Genomic DNA, 19,768 nt, shown 5'->3' with positions numbered 1-19,768 from the left:
AAAATCAGCCTACTCGAAAGCAGGCTGATTTATCAAGATTAATTAAGCTTTACCAATCAATCCACGTGCCACGATTTCTTTCATGATTTCATTGGTACCACCGTAAATACGCTGGATACGTGCATCAACAAAGAAGCGTGAAATTGGATATTCAGTCATATAACCATAGCCACCAAATAACTGAAGCAAGTTGTCAGCAACTTTCATTTGCATATCGGTACTGAAGCTCTTAAGTGCAGCCGCAGTTTCAACATCGAGCTTACCGTCGTTATATAAGGCCACGTTTTGATTGTAGAAAGCAGCTGTTGCCAATTCATCAATCTTCGCCTGAGCCAACACGAAACGTGTGTTCTGGAACTGGGCAATGGCCTGACCAAATGCCTGACGCTCTTTTACATAAGCGGTTGCCATATCAATTGCACCACGAATCGCACCTAAAGCGGTCGCTGCGATTGCAGTACGTTCACGTGGTAGTTCCTGCATCAAGTAAGCAAAGCCTGAACCTGCATTACCCAGTAATTGGTCTTTAGGTACTTTGACATTGTCAAAGAAAAGCTCTGAAGTATCTTGTGAATGCAAACCAATCTTGTCAAGGTTTGTACCCTTTTTAAAACCATCCAGATGGGTATCCACCAACATCAGTGATACACCTTTGGCACGGGCCTGTGGATCAGTTTTCACTGCCAAAACCACAACATCAGCATGCTGACCATTTGAGATAAAGGTTTTGGAACCATTTAACACGTAGTGATCACCCTGCAAAATGGCACTGGTACGCATTGCCTGCAAGTCTGAACCAGCGCCTGGCTCCGTCATGCCAATTGCACCAACCACTTCACCCGACACCATTTTTGGTAACCACTGCTGTTTTTGTTCTTCTGTTGCAATGTGCTGGATATATGGTGCAGCAATTTCAGAGTGGCATGAAATGGCAGTTGATAACGCGCAATAACCCGCACGGGCAGATTCTTCAACCAGCATCAATGAATAATGGGTTGGTACACCATAACCACCATACTCTTCTGGCACGTCTACACACAGGAAACCATTTTCACCCAATAATGTCCAAACAGAACGCGGCATAATGCCCTCACGTTCCCATTTTTCATAATGAGGTGCAATGTGTTCACTCATAAAACGTTTAAAGTTGTCACGGAAGAGTTCCAAATCTGCATCGTAAGCTAACATCTTTATTTCCTTTCGCTTTCATTTTTCTTGAAAATTTGCTTCGCAGCCATGCTAATGATTTTTAGGTGGGATGTCATGTCCCTTTTACATCAAATCACCCGACTGATTCGGTCAATAATTTTGTTTGCAGGGGTTATTTTCGAGACATAATTGCTTATTGAATAATCAGAACCTCTGATTTTTTATGCTAAATGCACCACTTTTATGTCATATTGATTTTAATTCTTCACCATAACTGCAAATACGATCATGAATACCAAACGCAATATTTATAAAGATGCTGAACATCCTTTCGCCCAATACATACGAATCATTGGTAAGGGTAAGACGGGTGCGCGTTCACTGACTTATGATGAGGCCTATCAGGCTTTTAGCATGATCTTAAAAAATGAAGTGCTTGATGTTCAGTTGGGTGCTTTTTTAATGTTGTTACGGGTTAAGGAAGAATCTGTTGATGAACTGACTGGTTTTGTTCAGGCAACACGTGATCAACTTAATTTTCAACCGCTGGATGTTGATCTGGATTGGTCATCATACGCAGGAAAACGTAAACATTATCCGTGGTTTTTATTGGCAGCATTAACACTGGCTCATCATGGCTATAAAATAGTGATGCATGGCGCATCGGGTCATACCATTAACCGTGTGTATACGGAACAGGTTTTACAATACTTAGGCTATTCGATTTGTCAAAATGAAGTAGATGCCAAAGAACAACTAGAAAAACATAACTTTGCTTTCCTGCCACTGGAAGTGATCTCACCTATTTTAAGTGATCTTATTTCTCTTCGGAATGTTATGGGCTTACGTTCACCCATTCATACCCTTGCCCGACTGATTAATCCTTTTAATGCCAAAGCTACCTTACAGGCCATTTTCCATCCAGCTTATCGAACCTCACATCAACACACCGCGTTTCGTTTAGGTTATCAAAATAGTGCGGTGATTAAAGGTGAAGGAGGTGAATTTGAACGGAATCCTGATGCAAAAACCCTTATTTGTGGGATTAAAAATGGTGAGTTATATGAACATGAATTGCCAAAACTGACACCTGAACGTAGCCCTATTGAAGAAGAACTTGATCTTGAAGTATTTAAAGCTGTTTGGTTAGGTCAGCAGCAACATGAATATGGTGAAATGGCTGTCACTGAAACCATGGGAATCGCTTTATATACGATGGGTGTGGTCAGTAGTTTTAATGAGGCGATGGTTAAAGCAAAAGAGCTTTGGGAAAGTCGAAAAATTTAGGCTTCATTCATTAAAAAACCCAGTGTTTTTACTGGGTCTTTAATTTAAACAAATCGAATCGGTTTAAATTCAGGTTCATGTTTGTGATGATCATCATCACACTCCTCACCCTCTTCTTTTGTACCACGATCGATATAACCACTACGCTGTTCTTCTGGTAAATGTTTCATTTCCCATGCATAAACAGCCTGCATACAGGTTTCACGTTGCTCTTTGGTCAATGCAATACCATTTGGCCATTTTCCAATTTCAACGGCTGTCTTTAAGCGCTCAACAATTTCAGGATTTAAAACAGCGAGCATTTGTTCAATATTCATGAGTCATCCTGTTGAAAAGATTCAAAATCTTGATTCCAGCCCAGTTTAGTACGGCAAGCCATATAAAAATCATAACCAGGCGGATGCAATAAGCTTAGTTTAAACGGATGTTTGCGAATATGCACAGTGTCACCCACATTTAATGCAACACTATGTTGTCCATCGGCGCTGACCATAGGTAAAACCCGATTTTCACGAATGGTAATTTTAATCTCACTTTGTCCACCAACCACAATCGGACGAGAGGACAAAGTATGCGGATGCATGGGCACCAATGCAATCGCATCCATACTTGGATGCAAAATAGGTCCACCACCAGACAATGCATATGCTGTCGAACCCGTTGGTGTGGAAACAATTAAACCATCGCTGTGCTGACGATAGACATATTGCCCATCAATACTGAGTTCGAAGTCAATCATATGGACTGATCGTCCAGAATGTAGAACCACATCATTTAATGCAATTGCATCATAAATGGTTTCACCATTGGATCGAATTTCCATTTCCAGCAGGAAACGGCGATCTAGTTGAAAATGTCCCTGCAACACCTGATCTAGCTTAAAGATTGCTTCGGCAGGTTTAATGTCGGTTAAAAAGCCCAGTCGCCCACGGTTAATCCCAATCACAGGGGTATTATAGCGAACCAAGGCTCGTGCAGCATGCAGTAGTGAACCATCACCGCCCACTACAATCACTAAATCCACGACTTCACCCAATAAATTACGGCTGACAGTCTGTCCATGGCTATAAGGTACGAGTTTCGCTGTTTCCTGATCAAAGACAGGATTTAAACCTAAGGTGATCAAGTGATCATGAATCAAACATAAGGTTTCTACTACAGAATCTTTATCTGGTCGCCCAATCAAACCAATATTTCGAAAGGATTTATGTGAAATTTGCACGAATAATTCAGCTCCGCTGCGCTTCCTGACTATCATATCATTAACTATCAGAATTTCGTTGACGATTGATTAAAAAGTATAAAAATGTCTATTCGTTGTTTTTTTACCCAGTTAATGTCAACACATTCTTAAAGTTTTTATTGCATGTTGCTATTTATTCACAGTTTTACGATTGCAAATTGCGCATAAGCTATCGCATCATTAGCCCCATTGTTTTGATTTTAACGCAAATCTATGAAGTGTGAACGTGGTATCGGTTTTCTTGCGCTAATTTTTTCCATTTTAGTGATTGGTGTTTTTATTGCCTTTAGTATCTATCTGATCCGTCTGGATAATATTATTCGCAATAAGTTTGAAGGTCAGCGCTGGGATATTCCAGCCAAGGTATTTGCTCGTCCATTAGAAATCTATGCAAATGCGCCAATTACTCAGGAAAACTTCATTCAGGAACTGAAATTACTGGGTTATAAAAATACGGCAAACTATGAAAAATCAGGTAGCTATGTCACCCAAGGCAACCAGATGTATGTACATACACGTGGTTTTGACTATGGTGACAGCAATGAACCTGAACAGGTGCTTGAAATTGGTTTCCTGAATGGGCAGGTCGGTGAAATCCGTTCAACCAAACCATCAAGCACAGGCATTGCACGGCTGGAACCTTTATTGATTGGTGGTATTTACCCTCAGCATAATGAAGACCGCGTACTCATTAAACTGGATAAAGTACCAAAAACGCTGATTGAGGCCTTGATCTCAACTGAGGATCGCAACTTCTATCACCATCACGGTATTTCAGTTCGTGGCACTGCACGTGCTCTAGTCAGCAATGTTACTGGGGGTAAACGCCAAGGTGGATCAACCCTCACACAACAGTTGGTGAAAAACTTTTATCTTTCCCCTGAAAAAACACTGAAACGTAAAGTCAATGAAGCCCTGATGGCGTTATTGATTGAACTGCATTACAGCAAGGATGAAATTCTTGAAACCTATCTGAATGAAGTGAATTTAGGTCAAAATGGCAGTTATTCCATCAATGGTTATGGTCTGGCTTCACAGTTTTATTTTGGTTTACCTTTACGTGAATTGAATATTTCCCAACAAGCCTATTTGGTTGGTTTAGTGCAAGGCCCTTCTTTATATAATCCTTGGCGTAATCCTGAAGCGGCTAAAAAACGCCGTGATGTTGTACTGAACAACATGAAAGTCATGGGCTACCTCAGTGAAGCTGAATATCAGGATGAAATTGCACGTCCTTTGAATGTGGTGAGCAAACCAACTCTAGGACCTGCGAAATTCCCTGATTTTCTTGATATTGTCCGTCGTCAGCTACGCACCGAATATCAGGAAAGTGACATTACCAATCAGGGTTTAAGAATTTTTACCACACTGGATCCAATCACACAGATTCAGGTGCAAAATGCGTTTAAAAATTCAGTTGATCGTCTGGCGAATGCCAATCCTGCCCGTTTAAAGAACTTACAGGGTGCCATTCTTGTCGCTCATCCTGACAATGGTGAACTGGTTGCCGCTGTGGGATCGACTCAGGACTTTACAGGTTTTAACCGTACAGTGGATGCTAAACGTCAGGTAGGTTCTTTATTAAAACCTATCATTTATTTAAATGCACTTGAGTCAGGCCGTTATACATGGGCAAGCCCAATTGAAGATACAGCCGTCAGTATTCCAATTGATGGTGATAAAAACTGGACACCCAAAAATTATAGCGGTGGTGAGCACGGTGTGGTTCCAATGCAGCAGGCTTTGGCAAATTCATACAACCTTTCTACTGTACGTTTGGCGAACGAGTTTGGTCTATCTACATTTACCAACAAGCTCAGACAGTTTGGGGTAAGTTCAGATATTCCAGCCTACCCATCCATTTATCTGGGTGCGGTGAATATGTCACCAATGGAAGTGCTGAGCGTTTATGGAAACTTCGCGACAGGCGGCTTTAAATACCCTACCCGTTCTATCCGTACTGTTGTGGATGCAAAAGGACATTTATTAGAGCGTTATGGTTTGAATGTACAGCAAACCATTGACCCTGCCGCCGCCTACATCCTGAATTATGGCTTGCAGCAAGTCATGCGTTCAGGTACAGGCCGCTCTGCCTATGGCAGCTTGCCTGAATCACTGAATCTTGCAGGAAAATCAGGTACAACCAACGATACACGCGATTCATGGTTTGCAGGTTATTCTGGTAATCATGTCGCTGTGGTCTGGTTAGGGCTGGATGACAACAAGGTTACTGGTCTGACAGGTTCTTCTGGTGCATTGCCAGTCTGGACCAATGTCATGAAACAGCTTCGTCAGGAACCTGTAAATCTTCGTCAAACCGACAACGTTCAGTGGCAGTGGATTGATAGCGCCAGCGGTGACCTTTCTGCCGAGGGCTGTGACGGCGCATTGTATATTCCATTGCTTCGTCAAACTGTACCTCGCCGTGCAACGGTTTGCGGTCAATCTCATTATGAAGTTGAACCAACCTATATGCCTCAGGGTGGTACATCAGAAAATGATCATGATGATGGCATAAACAACTATATTCGGGAAAGCGAAAACCAGATGGACAATGATTTATCAAATCATACGCCAACACGCATCATTTCCAGTGGTAGCTACAGCGGTGAAAATTAATTTCTACAGGGATTTAGACATGATCAAGAAAATAACTTTCGCAATTGGTGTACTTGTACTGGCTGGCTGTACCGCCACCCCAGAAAAAGTCACGACCACCAAACCTATTAATCCATCAGCAGGCACGAATACGCAGAAGAAAAAAGTGACTCCACCTGCTTCTGGTGTGAAAGTCATTCCGTATGACCAAAAAGAGATTAAACGGCAAACCGTGACCCCACAGGTCGTGGTACCTGAACAAAAGGTGCAGCAGAAGTTTAGTAATGATGGTGCTCAACTCCCTGCCTTTAGAACCCTGATGCAAAAAACCCAGACCGCTTATAAAAGTCAGCAACTTGCAGAAGCAGAACGTTATGCACTTCAAGCCCAACGGATTGCACCGCAGGCTTCTGAAACCTATTTATATCTGGGCCTAATCGCCAACCAGCGAAAAGAGTATGCCAATGCCGAGGCCTTGGCACGCCGCGGTTTAAGCTACGCACAGAGCAATGCCATGAAAAAGCAGCTTTGGACAATTGTGCTTCGTGCCAGCGAAGCACGTAATCATCCAGTCAAGGCACAGGAAGCGAAAAAAGCAATTCAGTCACTTTAGAGCCTTGTTACTGGATTGATTCAAACTGGCGAATCCCCGCAAGCCCATAAGCATGATGTTTTTGGGCTTGTTCCAGATCAGTAGGCGCAACACCACCTAAAGCAAAAACAAGAATATCACTTTTTTCAGCGAGTTCAGCGAAACCCTCCCATCCCAATACTTTCGCTTCAGGATGCGTCTCGGTTATATTCACAGGACTTAAAAGCACCGCATCACAGCCAATCTGATGTGCATGTTGCAATGAAACTGCATCATGACACGCTGCAATAAAACGTTTCCCTACAACTAATTCACCTTTCTTTAATGCCATCAGTTGTGATTGCTTTAGGTGAATGGTCATTATTTTTTGCTGCAATGCTGCATCCAGTTGCTTCCAGATTCCAAAATTCACAATGAGTTTTTGATACTGCTCATCGCTGAGTGTTTCCAACTGCTGTCCAATCGCATCAAGATTTTCATTCTGTATCCGCCAATACAACAGGCTGTGCTGCTGTGGCAGTGCCGTCAACTGTTCACTCACCTTGATCAGATGAGGCCAGACCAGACGTTGCAAAATCACCTGATTGGCTTTAGGAAAATTTAACTCTTGTAGCTGATCACGACTATACCAATGCCACGGCTGCTGAATCAGTTCCAGTAACGCATCTGGTACATAGGCATGAAAGATATGCAAGTTCACAATCACATCATCATATTCATGACGAATCACATCAAAACGATGCCAGTCCTTTAAGCCAATGCCCACCTCTTCATAAATTTCCCTGCGGCAGGTCTGCTCAGGCGTTTCTCCCTGCTCAACCTTGCCCCCAGGAAATTCATGCTTATTGCCCTGATGTTGATTGGCTTGACGCCACCCCACCAATACCTTGGATTTATGCAATAAAATTGCAATCGCAACATCAATGACATTCTTTACTATCACAGTCCACATCCCTCATCTTTACAGAGTAAATCCCTGTCATTCATCAATTTGCACATCGTTCTGAAAAAAACTTATAAATGATTTTGTAAATTATTCAAATTTACGTTGACAGGTCTATTCGATAATGATTATCATTTAAAACGTTAGATAATACACCACGGAGCATAACAAATGAACGCACCATTTAACCTATTCACTCGTAGCACTGATGCAACTCAATCCTTACCAATGTTGCATTCAAACAACCTATTTGCCTTAGGCCGCGAAATTCGCATTATGCACGCTGGTGAAGAGTATCGCCTACGCCTCACCCGTAACAACCGTCTGATTTTAACCAAGTAAAATAATAATAATCGGATAATAATAAACGTGGAAATAGCAGTATGTCAGCGCGTACTGCTTTTTAATTCATCTAAAAAATAGAATAAAGCTTTAGGTAAGCAATCTGACTACGACTTTTAATCCGCCATATGAGGATGGCAGCAATTCAATCTGTCCATGATGCAGTTCGATAATTTTCCTACAAATGGATAAGCCTAAACCCGATCCCTGTGTCCTAGTTCCCAAACCACGATAGAAACGTTCTCCAAGATGCTGCAAGACTTCTGGATCAATGCCTTGTCCCTCATTTTCAATACTGATTTCCAGAGACTGACCCTGTTTATTCAGGCTGAGATAAACACAGCCTTTCTCTGGCGTATAGCGTATGGCATTGTCCAGCACATTACGGATACAGGTAAAAATCAGTTGTTGATTGGCAAAAATCCTATTGTCCTGTTCGGCTACTGGAATCTGCTGCTGAATCTGGATTGCTTTTTCCTTGATAAATGGCGTCAGAGCCTGAATCGCCTCGTCAATCACTGTGTGCAAGGTAAAATGTGTCTTGGGCAGGTTCTCAGCATGTTCAGGATCTAAACGTGCCAGTAACAATAAATTTTCCAGCATTTGAGTCCCTCGGCTGATGTCCTGCTGCATTGCAGCAAAATCACTGGCCCGTTCTGGATATTTACGTTGTAAAAGCTGTAAACGCATCTGAATCGCGGATAAGGGCGAACGCAGCTCATGCGAAGCATCCGCAGTAAAACGCTGTTCGGCTTTTAGCGACTGATCCAGACGTTGCAACAAATGATTTAACTGCCCCAGCATCGGCTGCAATTCCTTAAATTCAATGCTGGAGGACTGGATTGGCGTTAGATCATCCGCGTTTTTCTCTGAGATTTGATCGGATAATTGATGAATCGCCCTAAACTGCCGTTTGACCAGAAAATGCAGCATGATCCACTGCATCAGCCACAACATAATCAGAATGACAGAATAGCCAGCAAAGCTATGCATCAATTCTTTAAAGCGATCACCTAAAGGTTGTAACAGCAACACCTGCATGTGGGGCTGGTGATCTTCCACCCGATAACTACGCCAGAGCTGTCGCTCCTGCCAGATAAAGCCATACTGGTCATCACCTGTATTCAAGGTGTAATACTGTTGCTCAAGCTGAAAATCCTCAGACTGGGTCAGAATCTGTTGCTGGTAGCTCAGGCGATACTGGATATCAAACTGGTCACTCAGTTCATCAATCTGCTGCCCTGATGTTGAGGTCAGGTCAGCAATCAGTAACATATCCGAGATTTCATCCATGATTTCATCCTGAACCTGCATGGTTTGATAGATTGAAATCACCACAAATAAAAGCAATGCCACACAACCTGCAATCACGGAACTGATCAGTGAGGTTTTAATCAGCCTGTTTTGTAGCGACACCACTTTCATAAACTTAATCCTGATGCATCCGATAGCCTAAACCACGAATGGTTTTGATATATTGCCCGCCAATTTTTTTGCGAATCTGGTAGATATACACTTCGATGGCATTACTCTCGATTTCCTCGCCCCAGGCATACAGTGATTCTTCCAGTTGCTCACGGGTCAGGATATGTTCTGGTTTTTGCATTAATTTATGTAAAATCTGAAATTCTTTTGCAGTCAGGTTGATGACTTGCCCCGCTTGTGTCAGGGTCTTGGCTTGCGGATCAAGCTGTAGATTGGCAAAAGTCAAATATTGGCCTGCCTGAGTCTGATGTTGCCGCAATTGTGAGCGCACCCGTGCCGACAATTCTTCCAGATTAAACGGTTTGACCAGATAATCATTGGCACCCAAATCCAGCCCCTCCACCCGATCATGAATGGCATCTTTGGCGGTAATAAAAATGACGGGCGTATTGGAATTTTGATGGCGAATGCTTTTTAGAATGTCATCCCCCGAAGCCTTGGGCAAACCGCGATCCAGCAGGATACAATCATATTGATGCTGCTCAACCGCCAGTATCGCATGATCACCCCGCTCTACCCAGTCGACGCTATAGCCATCCAGCTCCAGCCAGTCCTTGATACTTTCTGCCTGAGAGGCATCATCCTCAGCCAATAAAATTCGCATAAAGCCATACTCGCATCTGATCCATCCACATCCATCATGCCTTTAAAATAAATCACATGCAAAAAAACCACATGATCATCATGTGGTTTTTTTGACAATATTGCAGTGATTAGAACTTCACTTGATCTACATCCACTTCTACACGTTTGGTCGGTTTATAGTCAATGTCGATTTCACCGATAATGGTTACAGGCGTTTTTGCTGAAACAGCCCTTTCTTGCCATAAATCATCATCAATATCGACCGTGATGCTGCCAGTCTGGTCACTAAACTGGTATTTCTCATCACCTGTTGCCTTGACCACATAGCCCTTAAGCTGAACAGGAGTGTCATCCTTTAAGGTCAATGCCTGTTTCACCGTAGTAATTTGTGTAGGGGCCAATGCCTGCTGATTGACTGCTGTCGTATTCGCAACCGCAAATGTTGTTGCACCAACCAAACCTGCAATTACAGCAACTTTAGAAAATACGTTCATTTTAATTTCCTCATCTTTGTTGATCATCTCGATGGAGTCATTAAAACAAAACAAGATGAGGTGAATCTTAGGTGATGAAAAAACTTAGCTTAATGGAACCACCCGAAGCACTTCTTCCAATGTGGTCACGCCCTCAATCACCTTACGCGCCCCTGCAATACGCAAAGGTTCAATGCCCTCTTTCTTGGCTTGCGCACGTAAATGATCCAGTGTGCCATTAGCACTAATGATGGACTTTAATTCCAGACTGACTGGCATAAACTCATAAATCCCGACACGCCCTTTATAACCTGTCTGGCGACACACTTCACAGCCCACAGCCTTATACATGGTGGTTGGCATATCCATCATATAGTCAAAAGTCAGGTGTTCCCATTCCTGCTCATTCATGGAAGTTTGCTGTTTGCAATGCGGGCAAAGACGACGCACCAGACGTTGTGCCAATACACCCAGAATCGTGGCTGCGGTTAAAAATGGCTGCACCCCCAGATCATGCAGACGGGTCAAGCTGGATGGCGCATCATTGGTATGCAATGTCGATAACACCAAATGTCCTGTCAGTGCCGCCTGAATCGCCATATTGGCAGTATCATGGTCACGAATCTCCCCGACCATAATAATGTCAGGGTCTTGACGCATGAGGGCACGCACACCATCAGCAAAGCCTAGTTCAATGTTTGGATTGACCTGCATCTGGTTAAAGCTGGGTTCCAGCATTTCAATCGGGTCTTCAATGGTACAGACATTGACCTGTTCAGTCGCCAGTTGCTTGAGTGATGAATATAGCGTGGTGGTTTTACCCGAACCTGTTGGCCCTGTCACCAGAATAATCCCATGGCTATGCTGGGTCAGTTGTTGCCAACTTTGTAAGAGATGCCCCTCAAAACCCAACTGCTGAAAACTGCGTACCAGCACTTCTGGATCAAAAATACGCATCACCAGTTTTTCGCCAAAGGCGGTTGGCAAAGTGGAGAGACGCAATTCGGTTTCCTGACCTTTTGGTGTCCGTGTCTTTAAACGTCCATCCTGTGGTTTACGCTTTTCCGCAACATTCATGCGACCCAAAATTTTAATACGGGAAATGACGGCAGTCAGCGTATTGGCTGGCATGTTATAAATGGTATGCAACACCCCATCAATACGGAAACGCACCTTGCCTTTGTCTTTTCGGGGTTCAAGATGAATGTCACTAGCCCCCTGTTCAAAGGCAAATTGCAGCACCCAGTCCACCAATTTGACAATATGTTGATCATTGGCATCAGGATTCTGGGTATCGCCCAACTGTAACAAGGCCTCAACGCCTTTATTGTCACGGTCAAAGGCACTGGTGTTTTGTGAAGAACTGACCGCACGACTAACCTGATAATACTCCACCAGATAGCGCTGTAATTGCTCAGGATTGAGTAACACCCGTTCAATCTTTCTTGGCGCTAAACTGCGCTCCAGATTATTTTGCCATTCCGTTAAAAATGGCTGATCCGTCCCGATCAGAATCCGATCTGCATGTACTTCAACAGCCAGAATATGATTCCGTACTGCAAATTCCTGTGACATGACGCTGGTTAATGCCGCCACATCAGCTTTTAGCGGATCAATTATAAATAAGGGAACTTCGGCTTTTTCAGCTAACCACTGACATAAACGATTCAAGGTTAAGGTTGTGGCAGGATTGAGTTGATCTTTTAAATTAAAATTGGCAATCCACTGTAAGGGATGCCATTTCAACTGATCTTTTTGACGATGAGTGGTTTGAATAAACAGTTTATCCCGTTCCGTAATTCGCCCATCTTTTTGTAATTGTTCCAGACACCACGTTACATCAATCGAAAAAGAAAAACCTGCAAATTTTGCCTGTGCTTGCATAACCGTCAAATCCCCAAATTTATGATTTATATTTTTAAGTTGCCTGTTCCACAGCAATGACTGTTACATTGCTTTCATCGACCTTAAAACGTACATTCAAGTCGGCAAAACACATGCCATAGACTCGTTCTGCATCTTCCTGATAGGCAGGACGAGGGTCTAAAGATAACACCTGTTCCAGTTCATCGAATACCTTTTTATTTAAAATAGCCTGCTTTAGTAATTGCTGTTGTTGTGTTTGTGCAGTTTCTGTCCAGATCACTGATTTACGTACAGGCTCATCCTGCGCATAGGCACTATTTGCCTCTGGCACTGCATCCGAATACTGGATATAAGGTTTAATATCCAGAATCGGTGTGCCATGTAGTAAATCACTACCCATCACATAAAGTCGCACGCTTTTCCCTTGCTTTTCCACTCGTAAAAACTGCACCACGGATAGACCGATTGGCGATGGACGATACATGCTTCGGGTGGCAAACACCCCCATTTTCTGGTTCCCACCTAAGCGTGGTGGTCTCACCTGCGCACGAAATTTAACCACTTGGTTTGAAGCGTTATCATTTTGTTTATTCTCATGAAACTGCCACAGCAACCATAAATGGCTAAACGCCTCGATCCCCTCAAATGCCAGAATATCGTTATAAGGTGCCACCATCTCTATATAAGACTCGACCTGTACCAGATTTGGCTGACGCGGAATACCAAACTTTTCACGGTAGGGAGAATGCATGTAGCCGATAATCGGCATCTCAACTAAATTACTCATCACTTTTTCTTATAAACACAATTAAATATATTCAGTTTATCGAGAATGATTTTAGATTAGAATAGCAACCTGTTTCTTTTAACTGTGATCGAGACCTTGAATGGCTGCTTTTAACGTTGAACGCATTACTCATGTTCACCACTGGAATGACACACTTTTTAGTTTTAAAACAACACGTGACACCAGTCTACGTTTCAAAAATGGTCAATTCGTCATGATCGGTCTTGAAGTGAATGGCAAGCCTTTAATGCGTGCTTATTCGATTGCAAGCGCGAATTATGAAGAAGAACTGGAGTTCTTCTCAATTAAGGTACAAGACGGTCCATTGACTTCCATTTTACAAAAAGTACAGGTTGGCGATGAAATCCTGATTTCTAAAAAACCAACAGGGACGCTCGTACACGACGATTTATTACCAGGTAAAAATTTATACCTTTTATCTTCTGGTACAGGTCTTGCTCCTTTCCTTTCCCTGCTGCGTGATCCTGAAACTTACGAAAAGTTTGAGAAAGTGATCATGGTTCATGGTACACGCTATGTTTCAGAGCTTGCCTATCAGGATTTAATCCTGAATGAACTGCCAAACAATGAATTTTTTGAAGAACTGGGCATCAAGGATAAATTGGTTTATTACCCAACCGTAACCCGCGAGCCATTCCATACACAAGGTCGTGTCACCACTGCCATTGAAACTGGCGAACTGTTTGAAAAAATCGGTTTACCACGTTTTAACCGTGAGACAGACCGTGCCATGCTCTGCGGTAGCCCAGCTTTCCTGAAAGATGTGGCTACCCTGCTAGACCAACATGGCCTGGTTGAATCACCACGTATGGGTGTTATGGGTGATTATGTTATTGAACGTGCTTTTGTAGAAAAATAACTTTTTCATGATGTACAAAAGAACCGAGGTGAATACCTCGGTTTTTAATTTTTATTTAAAATATTATTAAGGATTTATTTATATTAATTTATACAAAATAGTTTATTTAGAAATACTGTATTTATTTAAAAATCAAGCCGCATCCAAAGTAATCAATCTTTCAATATAATACCAACACTCCTCAATTTTCGCATGGTCTTTATTTACTTTCGCATATGCCGTCATACCATCCAGAATATTAATATACATTGCTGTCAATACATGCGGTTGAAACACTTTAGCTTTCTCAAACAGACTCTCTAGTAATCCCATTAACCATTCCCTATATTCTACAATCGGGCGAATAATCGATGGATATTGCTGCAATATCTCCAAGGAAGCCTTTTGAAACATGCATCCATGAAAATCATCTGAATTAAACCAGGCTAAATGCCAAAAATAGACAGCCTTAATTTTACCCAAATAATCGTCTTCTGCTTTCAGGCTAATTTCCTGCTCAATCGCTTCCTGAATACTCTTATTTCGTCGGGACAAACACTCCTCAATTAAGCTCTCTTTGGAGGGAAAGTACTTGTAGAACGTCATCTTGGCAACACCAGACTCACTGATAATTCGATCTACCCCGACAGAACTGTAGCTATAGCAATTGAAGAGACGAAGAGCTGTTGCAATAATATCTTCTTTTTTAGACATTTTATTATCCTTTTTAAATTCTATCAAAAAGCTTAATATATTATTTAGACATAGTTTAAATGCTGGATAAATCTGGCAACTATGTATTGTTTATCTTATTTTAAGAGCATTTAAGAAAATATAAAACATTTCTTCACTGTCTCTGTTATTAAGTTAAGCAAAAATGAACATATAAACAAGATGATTTGTAAAAAAACTTTTCTAATTAAAAATTTTTTAAATATATCGTGAAATAGTTCACCTTTTATTTAAAGTTAAGTTAATTAATAACGTATATTATCATTTTTTAGCCTATTTAATAAATTGATTTCACAAAAAAATCATTTTATATTTAAATTATCCAATAAAAAGATGTTTGGTTGATCTAATTCGTTATATTCATAAACAACCAAAGAAATCGAACTAAATAATTGGAAAAGCAATAATATTTATTAATACATGAGTACAAGACTATGCCAAAAAAATTTGAAAATTTTGACAGCCCTAGACAGAATGCTATAGACGGAATGAAAAATAGTATTTCTGCTGAACTATGGAATAAGAACTTGAACTTTCTGAATACCCTGAGAGCAGAAATTTCAAATCATCCTGTTTCCAAACACCCTGCTATCCAGCTTTTAAATGATGGCTTAATTGACAAGGAAACGCTCAAGCATATCCATCTGGAATACCGTCATGCGATTGTTCAGGTATTTACCGATGCCCTGCTCATGGCACAGTTCCAGACCAAACAACTGGAACCTCGCCTTTTGTCTGGTTCCAAAATGTTCCCTCGTTTCCTACTCAACCTGAACATTCTTGATGAATTTGGCTTCCGCCCAGGCCTGGATCAAGAGGGTTATTATTCAGGCAATCCACAATATGCACACTATCCATTATTTGAAGATGTTCTCAATGACTTTGAACTTAGCCAATCAGAACGCAATGATTATCAGCCATCCATTATCGCGCAACGAGTACGCAGCTATTTAGAAGATTCCTTTGATCGTTATGAAGCCGTTTCTGCCCTGCTGGCGGTTGCTGAAGAAGAGGTAATTTTATTTAGCCCAGCACTGCGTCAGGCAACCCATGCAGTTGGTTTCGATGTGGATAGTGGTTACTACTATGTGCATGGTGTATCCCACGATGCAACAGCAGAAGCGGCTGATGATGACCATGAAGATGATTTATGGTTTGTATTGGCTCAGGCCTGTGAAGAATCAGACTATGACTCGATTCGCCAAATTTGTCTGGAATATTGTGATCTCTGGCAGCAGTTCTGGGATGAACAAATTGCAACCTATCAATACGAAACGTTTAAGAAACTTGCTTAACTTTATGACCTGCTCCATTGAGGAAAAGCGCCCGAGAGCGCTTTTCTTTTTCTTATAGACCAGTTGCTATTAATACAACAAAACTAAATAACAACGAGCCGAAAGATCTTTTACAATGTACATGAACTTCTTGTTCAACCTTTTGCGTATACTGCTCTAAGTTTTCCATAACCTAATGCTCATTTAATGTACTGCAACTACTAATTTGCCTAAACAATCTATTAAATGAAATTAGCAAAAAGTCGTAGATCATACTAGGACAATAGTTTAACCATATGGTCTAAATGTGACAAAATTCAGCACTTTCTAAAAAATAATCCTGAACCTGAATATTTTTATTCTATCCATTTAATTTTCAGATAAAAAAAGCTCACCAAAGTGAGCTTTTTTTCAAAAGATTTTATTAGTTCTGGGCAACTACGGTGATACCCGTTGCCTGAGGACCTTTTTTACCTTGAGCAACAGTAAATGATACGCGTTGTCCTTCATGAAGAACTTTGAAACCATTGCTTTGGATTTCACTGAAATGAGCAAATACATCTTGCCCAGAATCGGCATGAATAAAACCAAAACCTTTAGTTTCATTGAACCATTTAACTGTACCAGTCACAGAATTAGACATAAATTAACCTATATACAAAAATACTTTGGATGCTTAGCAGCAATTAACTGGAAATAATAAACTCTGAAACTAAATCTGATAAAACGAAAGGTTTGGTTAAACTACGAAATCTAAGATTTGCTGAATCAACAGTATTATTCTTCTAGTTATTATTTACTATACACGCTTTCTCTTAACACGCAATCAATATCTGTTCATATCGATATACAAAATTTGGATGCGGGGGTTGGATTTGAACCAACGACCTTCGGGTTATGAGCCCGACGACTTATCATTTTTTATTATTATAATTTAATCACTTACATTTTACTTTCGTTTTCTTGACAGGTTTTTGACAGGTTTTACCCTTTTTAAGTATGTTTATTTAGCAGGCAAATATGCGTCTCAAGATGTCGCACTTTTTTACATAATTATTCTATTTGTCATTTATATTTATTAAAATATTGCTGCACTTTTGATCAGCGAGATAGATATGAGCACGAAAGGAATTAAGATAGAAAATCAAGAGTTCCCATCCGATGACTTCAATCAAGACAACTTTATTGATGAGTCACAAGTAAGCACTTTTGATGAATTCAACCAGGATATACCGCAAGATAGCGATCCCCAAATTGTTATTGATGAGTATAGTCAGGATTCTGGCTATGATGATTTCCTACAACCTGAAGCAACTGAAATACAGAAACAATCACGAAAAAAACGTTAATTAATCCTCCTTTAAAGGCGTGTTTCAACATGCCTTTAAAGATAGCTAAATGGAATGAATTATTCAAAACAGGATGAATACCATGCATTTATTTAAATTATCTAATGAACAATTAGCTCAGTTGCTTATCCCAAAACGTTTTATACCAATCAAACCCAAAGAGTTAGAGGGTAAGAATGTTGAATATATATTTGATAGCTCTGATAAATTTGAATTGACTTATGATGAGCTTGTTGAAATTATTGGAAAAGCTAGAGCTGCTGGACCGCGGTTGGTTCCTGTTATTGGTACAGTAGAATAAAATTTATCCAAGGATTTAGAATGTCATTTTTCGATCACCAAGCACTAATTTCTAGTGAGATGGCACCCACATGGGCTAAGGAGTTTTCTTCTAATGAATTTCTTTATTTAAAGCATGTCATAAATGGACTAATAAATAATAGTGGAGGTTTTGAGGACTTCTTAATTGAAGTGGATGGCAATTCTAAAACACTTCATATTTATGAACCATTTACTTCATTAAATTTTTTAGGGTATCTATCCCCGTCAGTTGTATCAATAAAGTTTATTTCTGAAAAAACAGTAAAATTTCTAACTGGTGATGATAATGGTATAGGTATACATTCATCTCGCTTACAAGAATCTGAAGAAATTAAGCTTCCAAATAACTTAACAGATAATATTTGCTTATGGCATTTCATTGATTCAATTGGGAATGCTTATCCTGACCACTATGAATGATTCAAGCCCTCTTTAGGGCTTTTTATCTCAATTGAGTAAGGCAACAATCAATACACTACAAAGTAAAGTAACTATTGATCGCTTGCAAATATGTACAACAATGTCAGGGACACCTCAAAGCTTCTTCAAAAATTACAGCATAATTAGCAACTTTTTCTGCCCTATCAGTGCCGTTAATGATACGGCGTGCACTTAAATAATTTTTGGTTGATGCATTGAAATAGTCAGAAAGCTTTTTGCCTGTGAATACACCATTTTTCATGCAATAGATCATGATTTTCACAGCGACATCTGGTTTTAAAGCCAAGTCAGGATTATTGAATAAATCAAGTCCCAAAGCTTTACCGACACGTTTATAGTTATCTGTACCCGTGATCTGAGTATAACCACGACCACGATATTTAAATCCATCCCCATCTAATGCAGGTGTATTACCCAGCCGCTTTGCTAACGTGCCCGTATCATACTTATCAAAATACTTTACGCTGCCATATTCAGTGATAGGCTGCATCGTTTTGTCAGTTTCAAGCCATGCCGTAGCAAGCATATAAGCAGCTTGTGGATAAGAAATTGTCTTGTCTGCATCAAAGGCCGCTACTAGGAAATTAATACCATCCACCTGATCTTGAATTAATTTTCCAAAATTTTGACGAAGTACATCAAACCCAGCTTTAGTCATTAACATTGTCTTTCCCCTGAATTGCGTTTCTTACTTCACTACCAACTTCAATAATTGTTGAATCTTCTCGTGCATTGATATAATTGAATGTCCATCGAACAATGGCCCAAAACGGCAAACCGCAACAGAACATGATCCCGCCAATTGCACACATCCCAAACCAGTTTGAGGACCAGTCATGTAGACCAAATTTCTGTACAACCAGCGAACCACCTGCCACACTTCCCACAACGGTTGTTACGAGTGAAACCACCCACTCTTGTCTGGTGCGTGGCACACGGGTCATTACGGCAACAAGATAGGCAAAAAATGTCGCAACCGCTAAAATTGTTAAGAGACCATATATCTTCACCAGTGCCGCCGCACCAACCCCACTACTCACTGGCTCAGCCATTTGTAAGTCACCTAAAGTTCTATTTAGGTTTATTCTGAATGATCGGTAAAACTGGACCTGGATGTTGTTCCAATAAAAAAGCCACCTTATGAAAGGTGGCTGTGTTTAGAGTTTTGAGTATTTATGCTGGCGCTAAGCAAAAAGCAGTCCATACATCATCTACAGCGTGCAATGTAGGGTTTGTATTTTCAGCATTAGGGCCGATATAGACACTTGCATTAAATCGAATACTTTTAAACTCATTAGTATTATTTATAAACTCAGCGCGACCATATGACGATGTATAAGTTATTCCAACTGACGATAGCAATGATGCGAGAGCACTCTCGCCACCACCTAAACCCCATACATCGTTAGATAGTACCTGATCATTAACTATCAGTTGCCAGA

22 protein-coding genes are annotated in these 19,768 nt (G+C 40.8%); 9 read left to right on the top strand and 13 right to left on the bottom strand.

Annotated elements, in window-relative coordinates:
• Positions 1-42 precede the first annotated feature (42 nt).
• Positions 43-1,188 (bottom strand): acyl-CoA dehydrogenase family protein, encoded by a 1,146-nt coding sequence (locus tag N5J47_RS12275; protein WP_279960417.1) that lies wholly within the window; start codon positions 1,186-1,188, stop codon positions 43-45.
• Between the two features lie 249 nt (positions 1,189-1,437).
• On the opposite strand from N5J47_RS12275, the gene N5J47_RS12270 reads away from it, so the two are divergent.
• Positions 1,438-2,436: a glycosyl transferase family protein gene (locus tag N5J47_RS12270; protein ID WP_279960416.1), complete on the top strand. Its 999-nt coding sequence runs from the start codon at positions 1,438-1,440 to the stop codon at positions 2,434-2,436.
• Between the two features lie 44 nt (positions 2,437-2,480).
• Here the strand turns inward: N5J47_RS12270 and N5J47_RS12265 are convergent, their stop codons facing one another.
• Both N5J47_RS12265 and N5J47_RS12260 read right to left on the bottom strand, forming a co-directional pair.
• Positions 2,481-2,753: a YeaC family protein gene (locus N5J47_RS12265; RefSeq protein WP_004679703.1), complete on the bottom strand. Its 273-nt coding sequence runs from the start codon at positions 2,751-2,753 to the stop codon at positions 2,481-2,483.
• The gene (locus N5J47_RS12260) at positions 2,750-3,658 is read right to left on the bottom strand and encodes an NAD(+) kinase (RefSeq protein WP_004679704.1); all 909 of its coding nucleotides are present in this window, start codon (positions 3,656-3,658) and stop codon (positions 2,750-2,752) included. The genes N5J47_RS12265 and N5J47_RS12260 overlap by 4 nt, the downstream gene beginning before the upstream one ends.
• A 234-nt stretch (positions 3,659-3,892) precedes the next feature.
• On the opposite strand from N5J47_RS12260, the gene mrcB reads away from it, so the two are divergent.
• Together mrcB and N5J47_RS12250 are read left to right on the top strand one after the other, a co-directional pair.
• Entirely contained in the window at positions 3,893-6,298 is a 2,406-nt protein-coding gene (gene mrcB, locus N5J47_RS12255; protein WP_267979679.1) for a penicillin-binding protein 1B, read from the top strand.
• A 19-nt stretch (positions 6,299-6,317) separates the two neighbouring features.
• Positions 6,318-6,890, top strand: coding sequence for a tetratricopeptide repeat protein (locus N5J47_RS12250; RefSeq protein WP_279960415.1), 573 nt, complete (start codon positions 6,318-6,320; stop codon positions 6,888-6,890).
• Between the two features lie 7 nt (positions 6,891-6,897).
• Here N5J47_RS12250 and N5J47_RS12245 read toward each other — a convergent pair whose 3' ends face one another.
• The gene (locus N5J47_RS12245) at positions 6,898-7,821 is read right to left on the bottom strand and encodes a thiamine phosphate synthase (protein WP_279960414.1); all 924 of its coding nucleotides are present in this window, start codon (positions 7,819-7,821) and stop codon (positions 6,898-6,900) included.
• 162 nt (positions 7,822-7,983) lie between these two features.
• Between N5J47_RS12245 and N5J47_RS12240 the strand changes: the two genes are divergently transcribed.
• Positions 7,984-8,154, top strand: coding sequence for a hemin uptake protein HemP (locus N5J47_RS12240; protein ID WP_004679713.1), 171 nt, complete (start codon positions 7,984-7,986; stop codon positions 8,152-8,154).
• 90 nt (positions 8,155-8,244) lie between these two features.
• On the opposite strand, the gene N5J47_RS12235 is transcribed toward N5J47_RS12240, so the two are convergent.
• From N5J47_RS12235 to tsaA, 5 genes are all read right to left on the bottom strand, one after another.
• Positions 8,245-9,579, bottom strand: coding sequence for a HAMP domain-containing sensor histidine kinase (locus tag N5J47_RS12235; RefSeq protein ID WP_279960412.1), 1,335 nt, complete (start codon positions 9,577-9,579; stop codon positions 8,245-8,247).
• Positions 9,580-9,583: 4 nt separating this feature from the next.
• On the bottom strand, positions 9,584-10,243 hold the full coding sequence (locus N5J47_RS12230) for a response regulator transcription factor (protein ID WP_279960411.1): 660 nt from the start codon (positions 10,241-10,243) through the stop codon (positions 9,584-9,586).
• A 109-nt stretch (positions 10,244-10,352) separates the two neighbouring features.
• A complete protein-coding gene (locus tag N5J47_RS12225; protein ID WP_279960410.1) occupies positions 10,353-10,718 on the bottom strand; it encodes a NirD/YgiW/YdeI family stress tolerance protein in 366 nt (121 codons plus the stop codon).
• 84 nt (positions 10,719-10,802) lie between these two features.
• Positions 10,803-12,581, bottom strand: coding sequence for an ATPase, T2SS/T4P/T4SS family (locus tag N5J47_RS12220; RefSeq protein WP_267979685.1), 1,779 nt, complete (start codon positions 12,579-12,581; stop codon positions 10,803-10,805).
• Between the two features lie 34 nt (positions 12,582-12,615).
• The gene (tsaA, locus tag N5J47_RS12215) at positions 12,616-13,350 is read right to left on the bottom strand and encodes a tRNA (N6-threonylcarbamoyladenosine(37)-N6)-methyltransferase TrmO (RefSeq protein ID WP_279960409.1); all 735 of its coding nucleotides are present in this window, start codon (positions 13,348-13,350) and stop codon (positions 12,616-12,618) included.
• Between the two features lie 100 nt (positions 13,351-13,450).
• On the opposite strand from tsaA, the gene N5J47_RS12210 reads away from it, so the two are divergent.
• Entirely contained in the window at positions 13,451-14,230 is a 780-nt protein-coding gene (locus N5J47_RS12210; RefSeq protein WP_279960408.1) for a ferredoxin--NADP reductase, read from the top strand.
• 132 nt (positions 14,231-14,362) lie between these two features.
• Here N5J47_RS12210 and N5J47_RS12205 read toward each other — a convergent pair whose 3' ends face one another.
• Positions 14,363-14,923 (bottom strand): TetR/AcrR family transcriptional regulator, encoded by a 561-nt coding sequence (locus N5J47_RS12205; protein WP_279960407.1) that lies wholly within the window; start codon positions 14,921-14,923, stop codon positions 14,363-14,365.
• Positions 14,924-15,375: 452 nt separating this feature from the next.
• On the opposite strand from N5J47_RS12205, the gene N5J47_RS12200 reads away from it, so the two are divergent.
• A complete protein-coding gene (locus N5J47_RS12200; RefSeq protein ID WP_279960406.1) occupies positions 15,376-16,236 on the top strand; it encodes a hypothetical protein in 861 nt (286 codons plus the stop codon).
• Between the two features lie 403 nt (positions 16,237-16,639).
• Here the strand turns inward: N5J47_RS12200 and N5J47_RS12195 are convergent, their stop codons facing one another.
• Positions 16,640-16,858, bottom strand: a complete 219-nt coding sequence (locus N5J47_RS12195; protein ID WP_004679548.1) for a cold-shock protein — start codon at positions 16,856-16,858, stop codon at positions 16,640-16,642.
• Positions 16,859-17,330: 472 nt separating this feature from the next.
• Between N5J47_RS12195 and N5J47_RS12190 the strand changes: the two genes are divergently transcribed.
• From N5J47_RS12190 to N5J47_RS12180, 3 genes are all read left to right on the top strand, one after another.
• Entirely contained in the window at positions 17,331-17,564 is a 234-nt protein-coding gene (locus N5J47_RS12190; RefSeq protein WP_279961266.1) for a hypothetical protein, read from the top strand.
• An 82-nt stretch (positions 17,565-17,646) separates the two neighbouring features.
• Positions 17,647-17,865, top strand: coding sequence for a hypothetical protein (locus N5J47_RS12185; RefSeq protein ID WP_279961265.1), 219 nt, complete (start codon positions 17,647-17,649; stop codon positions 17,863-17,865).
• Positions 17,866-17,885: 20 nt separating this feature from the next.
• Positions 17,886-18,305: a hypothetical protein gene (locus N5J47_RS12180; protein ID WP_279961264.1), complete on the top strand. Its 420-nt coding sequence runs from the start codon at positions 17,886-17,888 to the stop codon at positions 18,303-18,305.
• Positions 18,306-18,408: 103 nt separating this feature from the next.
• On the opposite strand, the gene N5J47_RS12175 is transcribed toward N5J47_RS12180, so the two are convergent.
• Positions 18,409-18,990, bottom strand: a complete 582-nt coding sequence (locus tag N5J47_RS12175; protein WP_279961263.1) for a glycoside hydrolase family 19 protein — start codon at positions 18,988-18,990, stop codon at positions 18,409-18,411.
• Positions 18,977-19,378 (bottom strand): hypothetical protein, encoded by a 402-nt coding sequence (locus tag N5J47_RS12170; RefSeq protein ID WP_279961262.1) that lies wholly within the window; start codon positions 19,376-19,378, stop codon positions 18,977-18,979. Before N5J47_RS12170 ends, N5J47_RS12175 begins: the two co-directional genes overlap by 14 nt.
• Positions 19,379-19,768 lie beyond the last annotated feature (390 nt).

The organism is Acinetobacter sp. GD03645 (assembly GCF_029845285.1).
Taxonomy (GTDB): Bacteria; Pseudomonadota; Gammaproteobacteria; order Pseudomonadales; family Moraxellaceae; genus Acinetobacter; species Acinetobacter corruptisaponis.
This window is presented reverse-complemented; position numbering and strand designations above follow the sequence as displayed.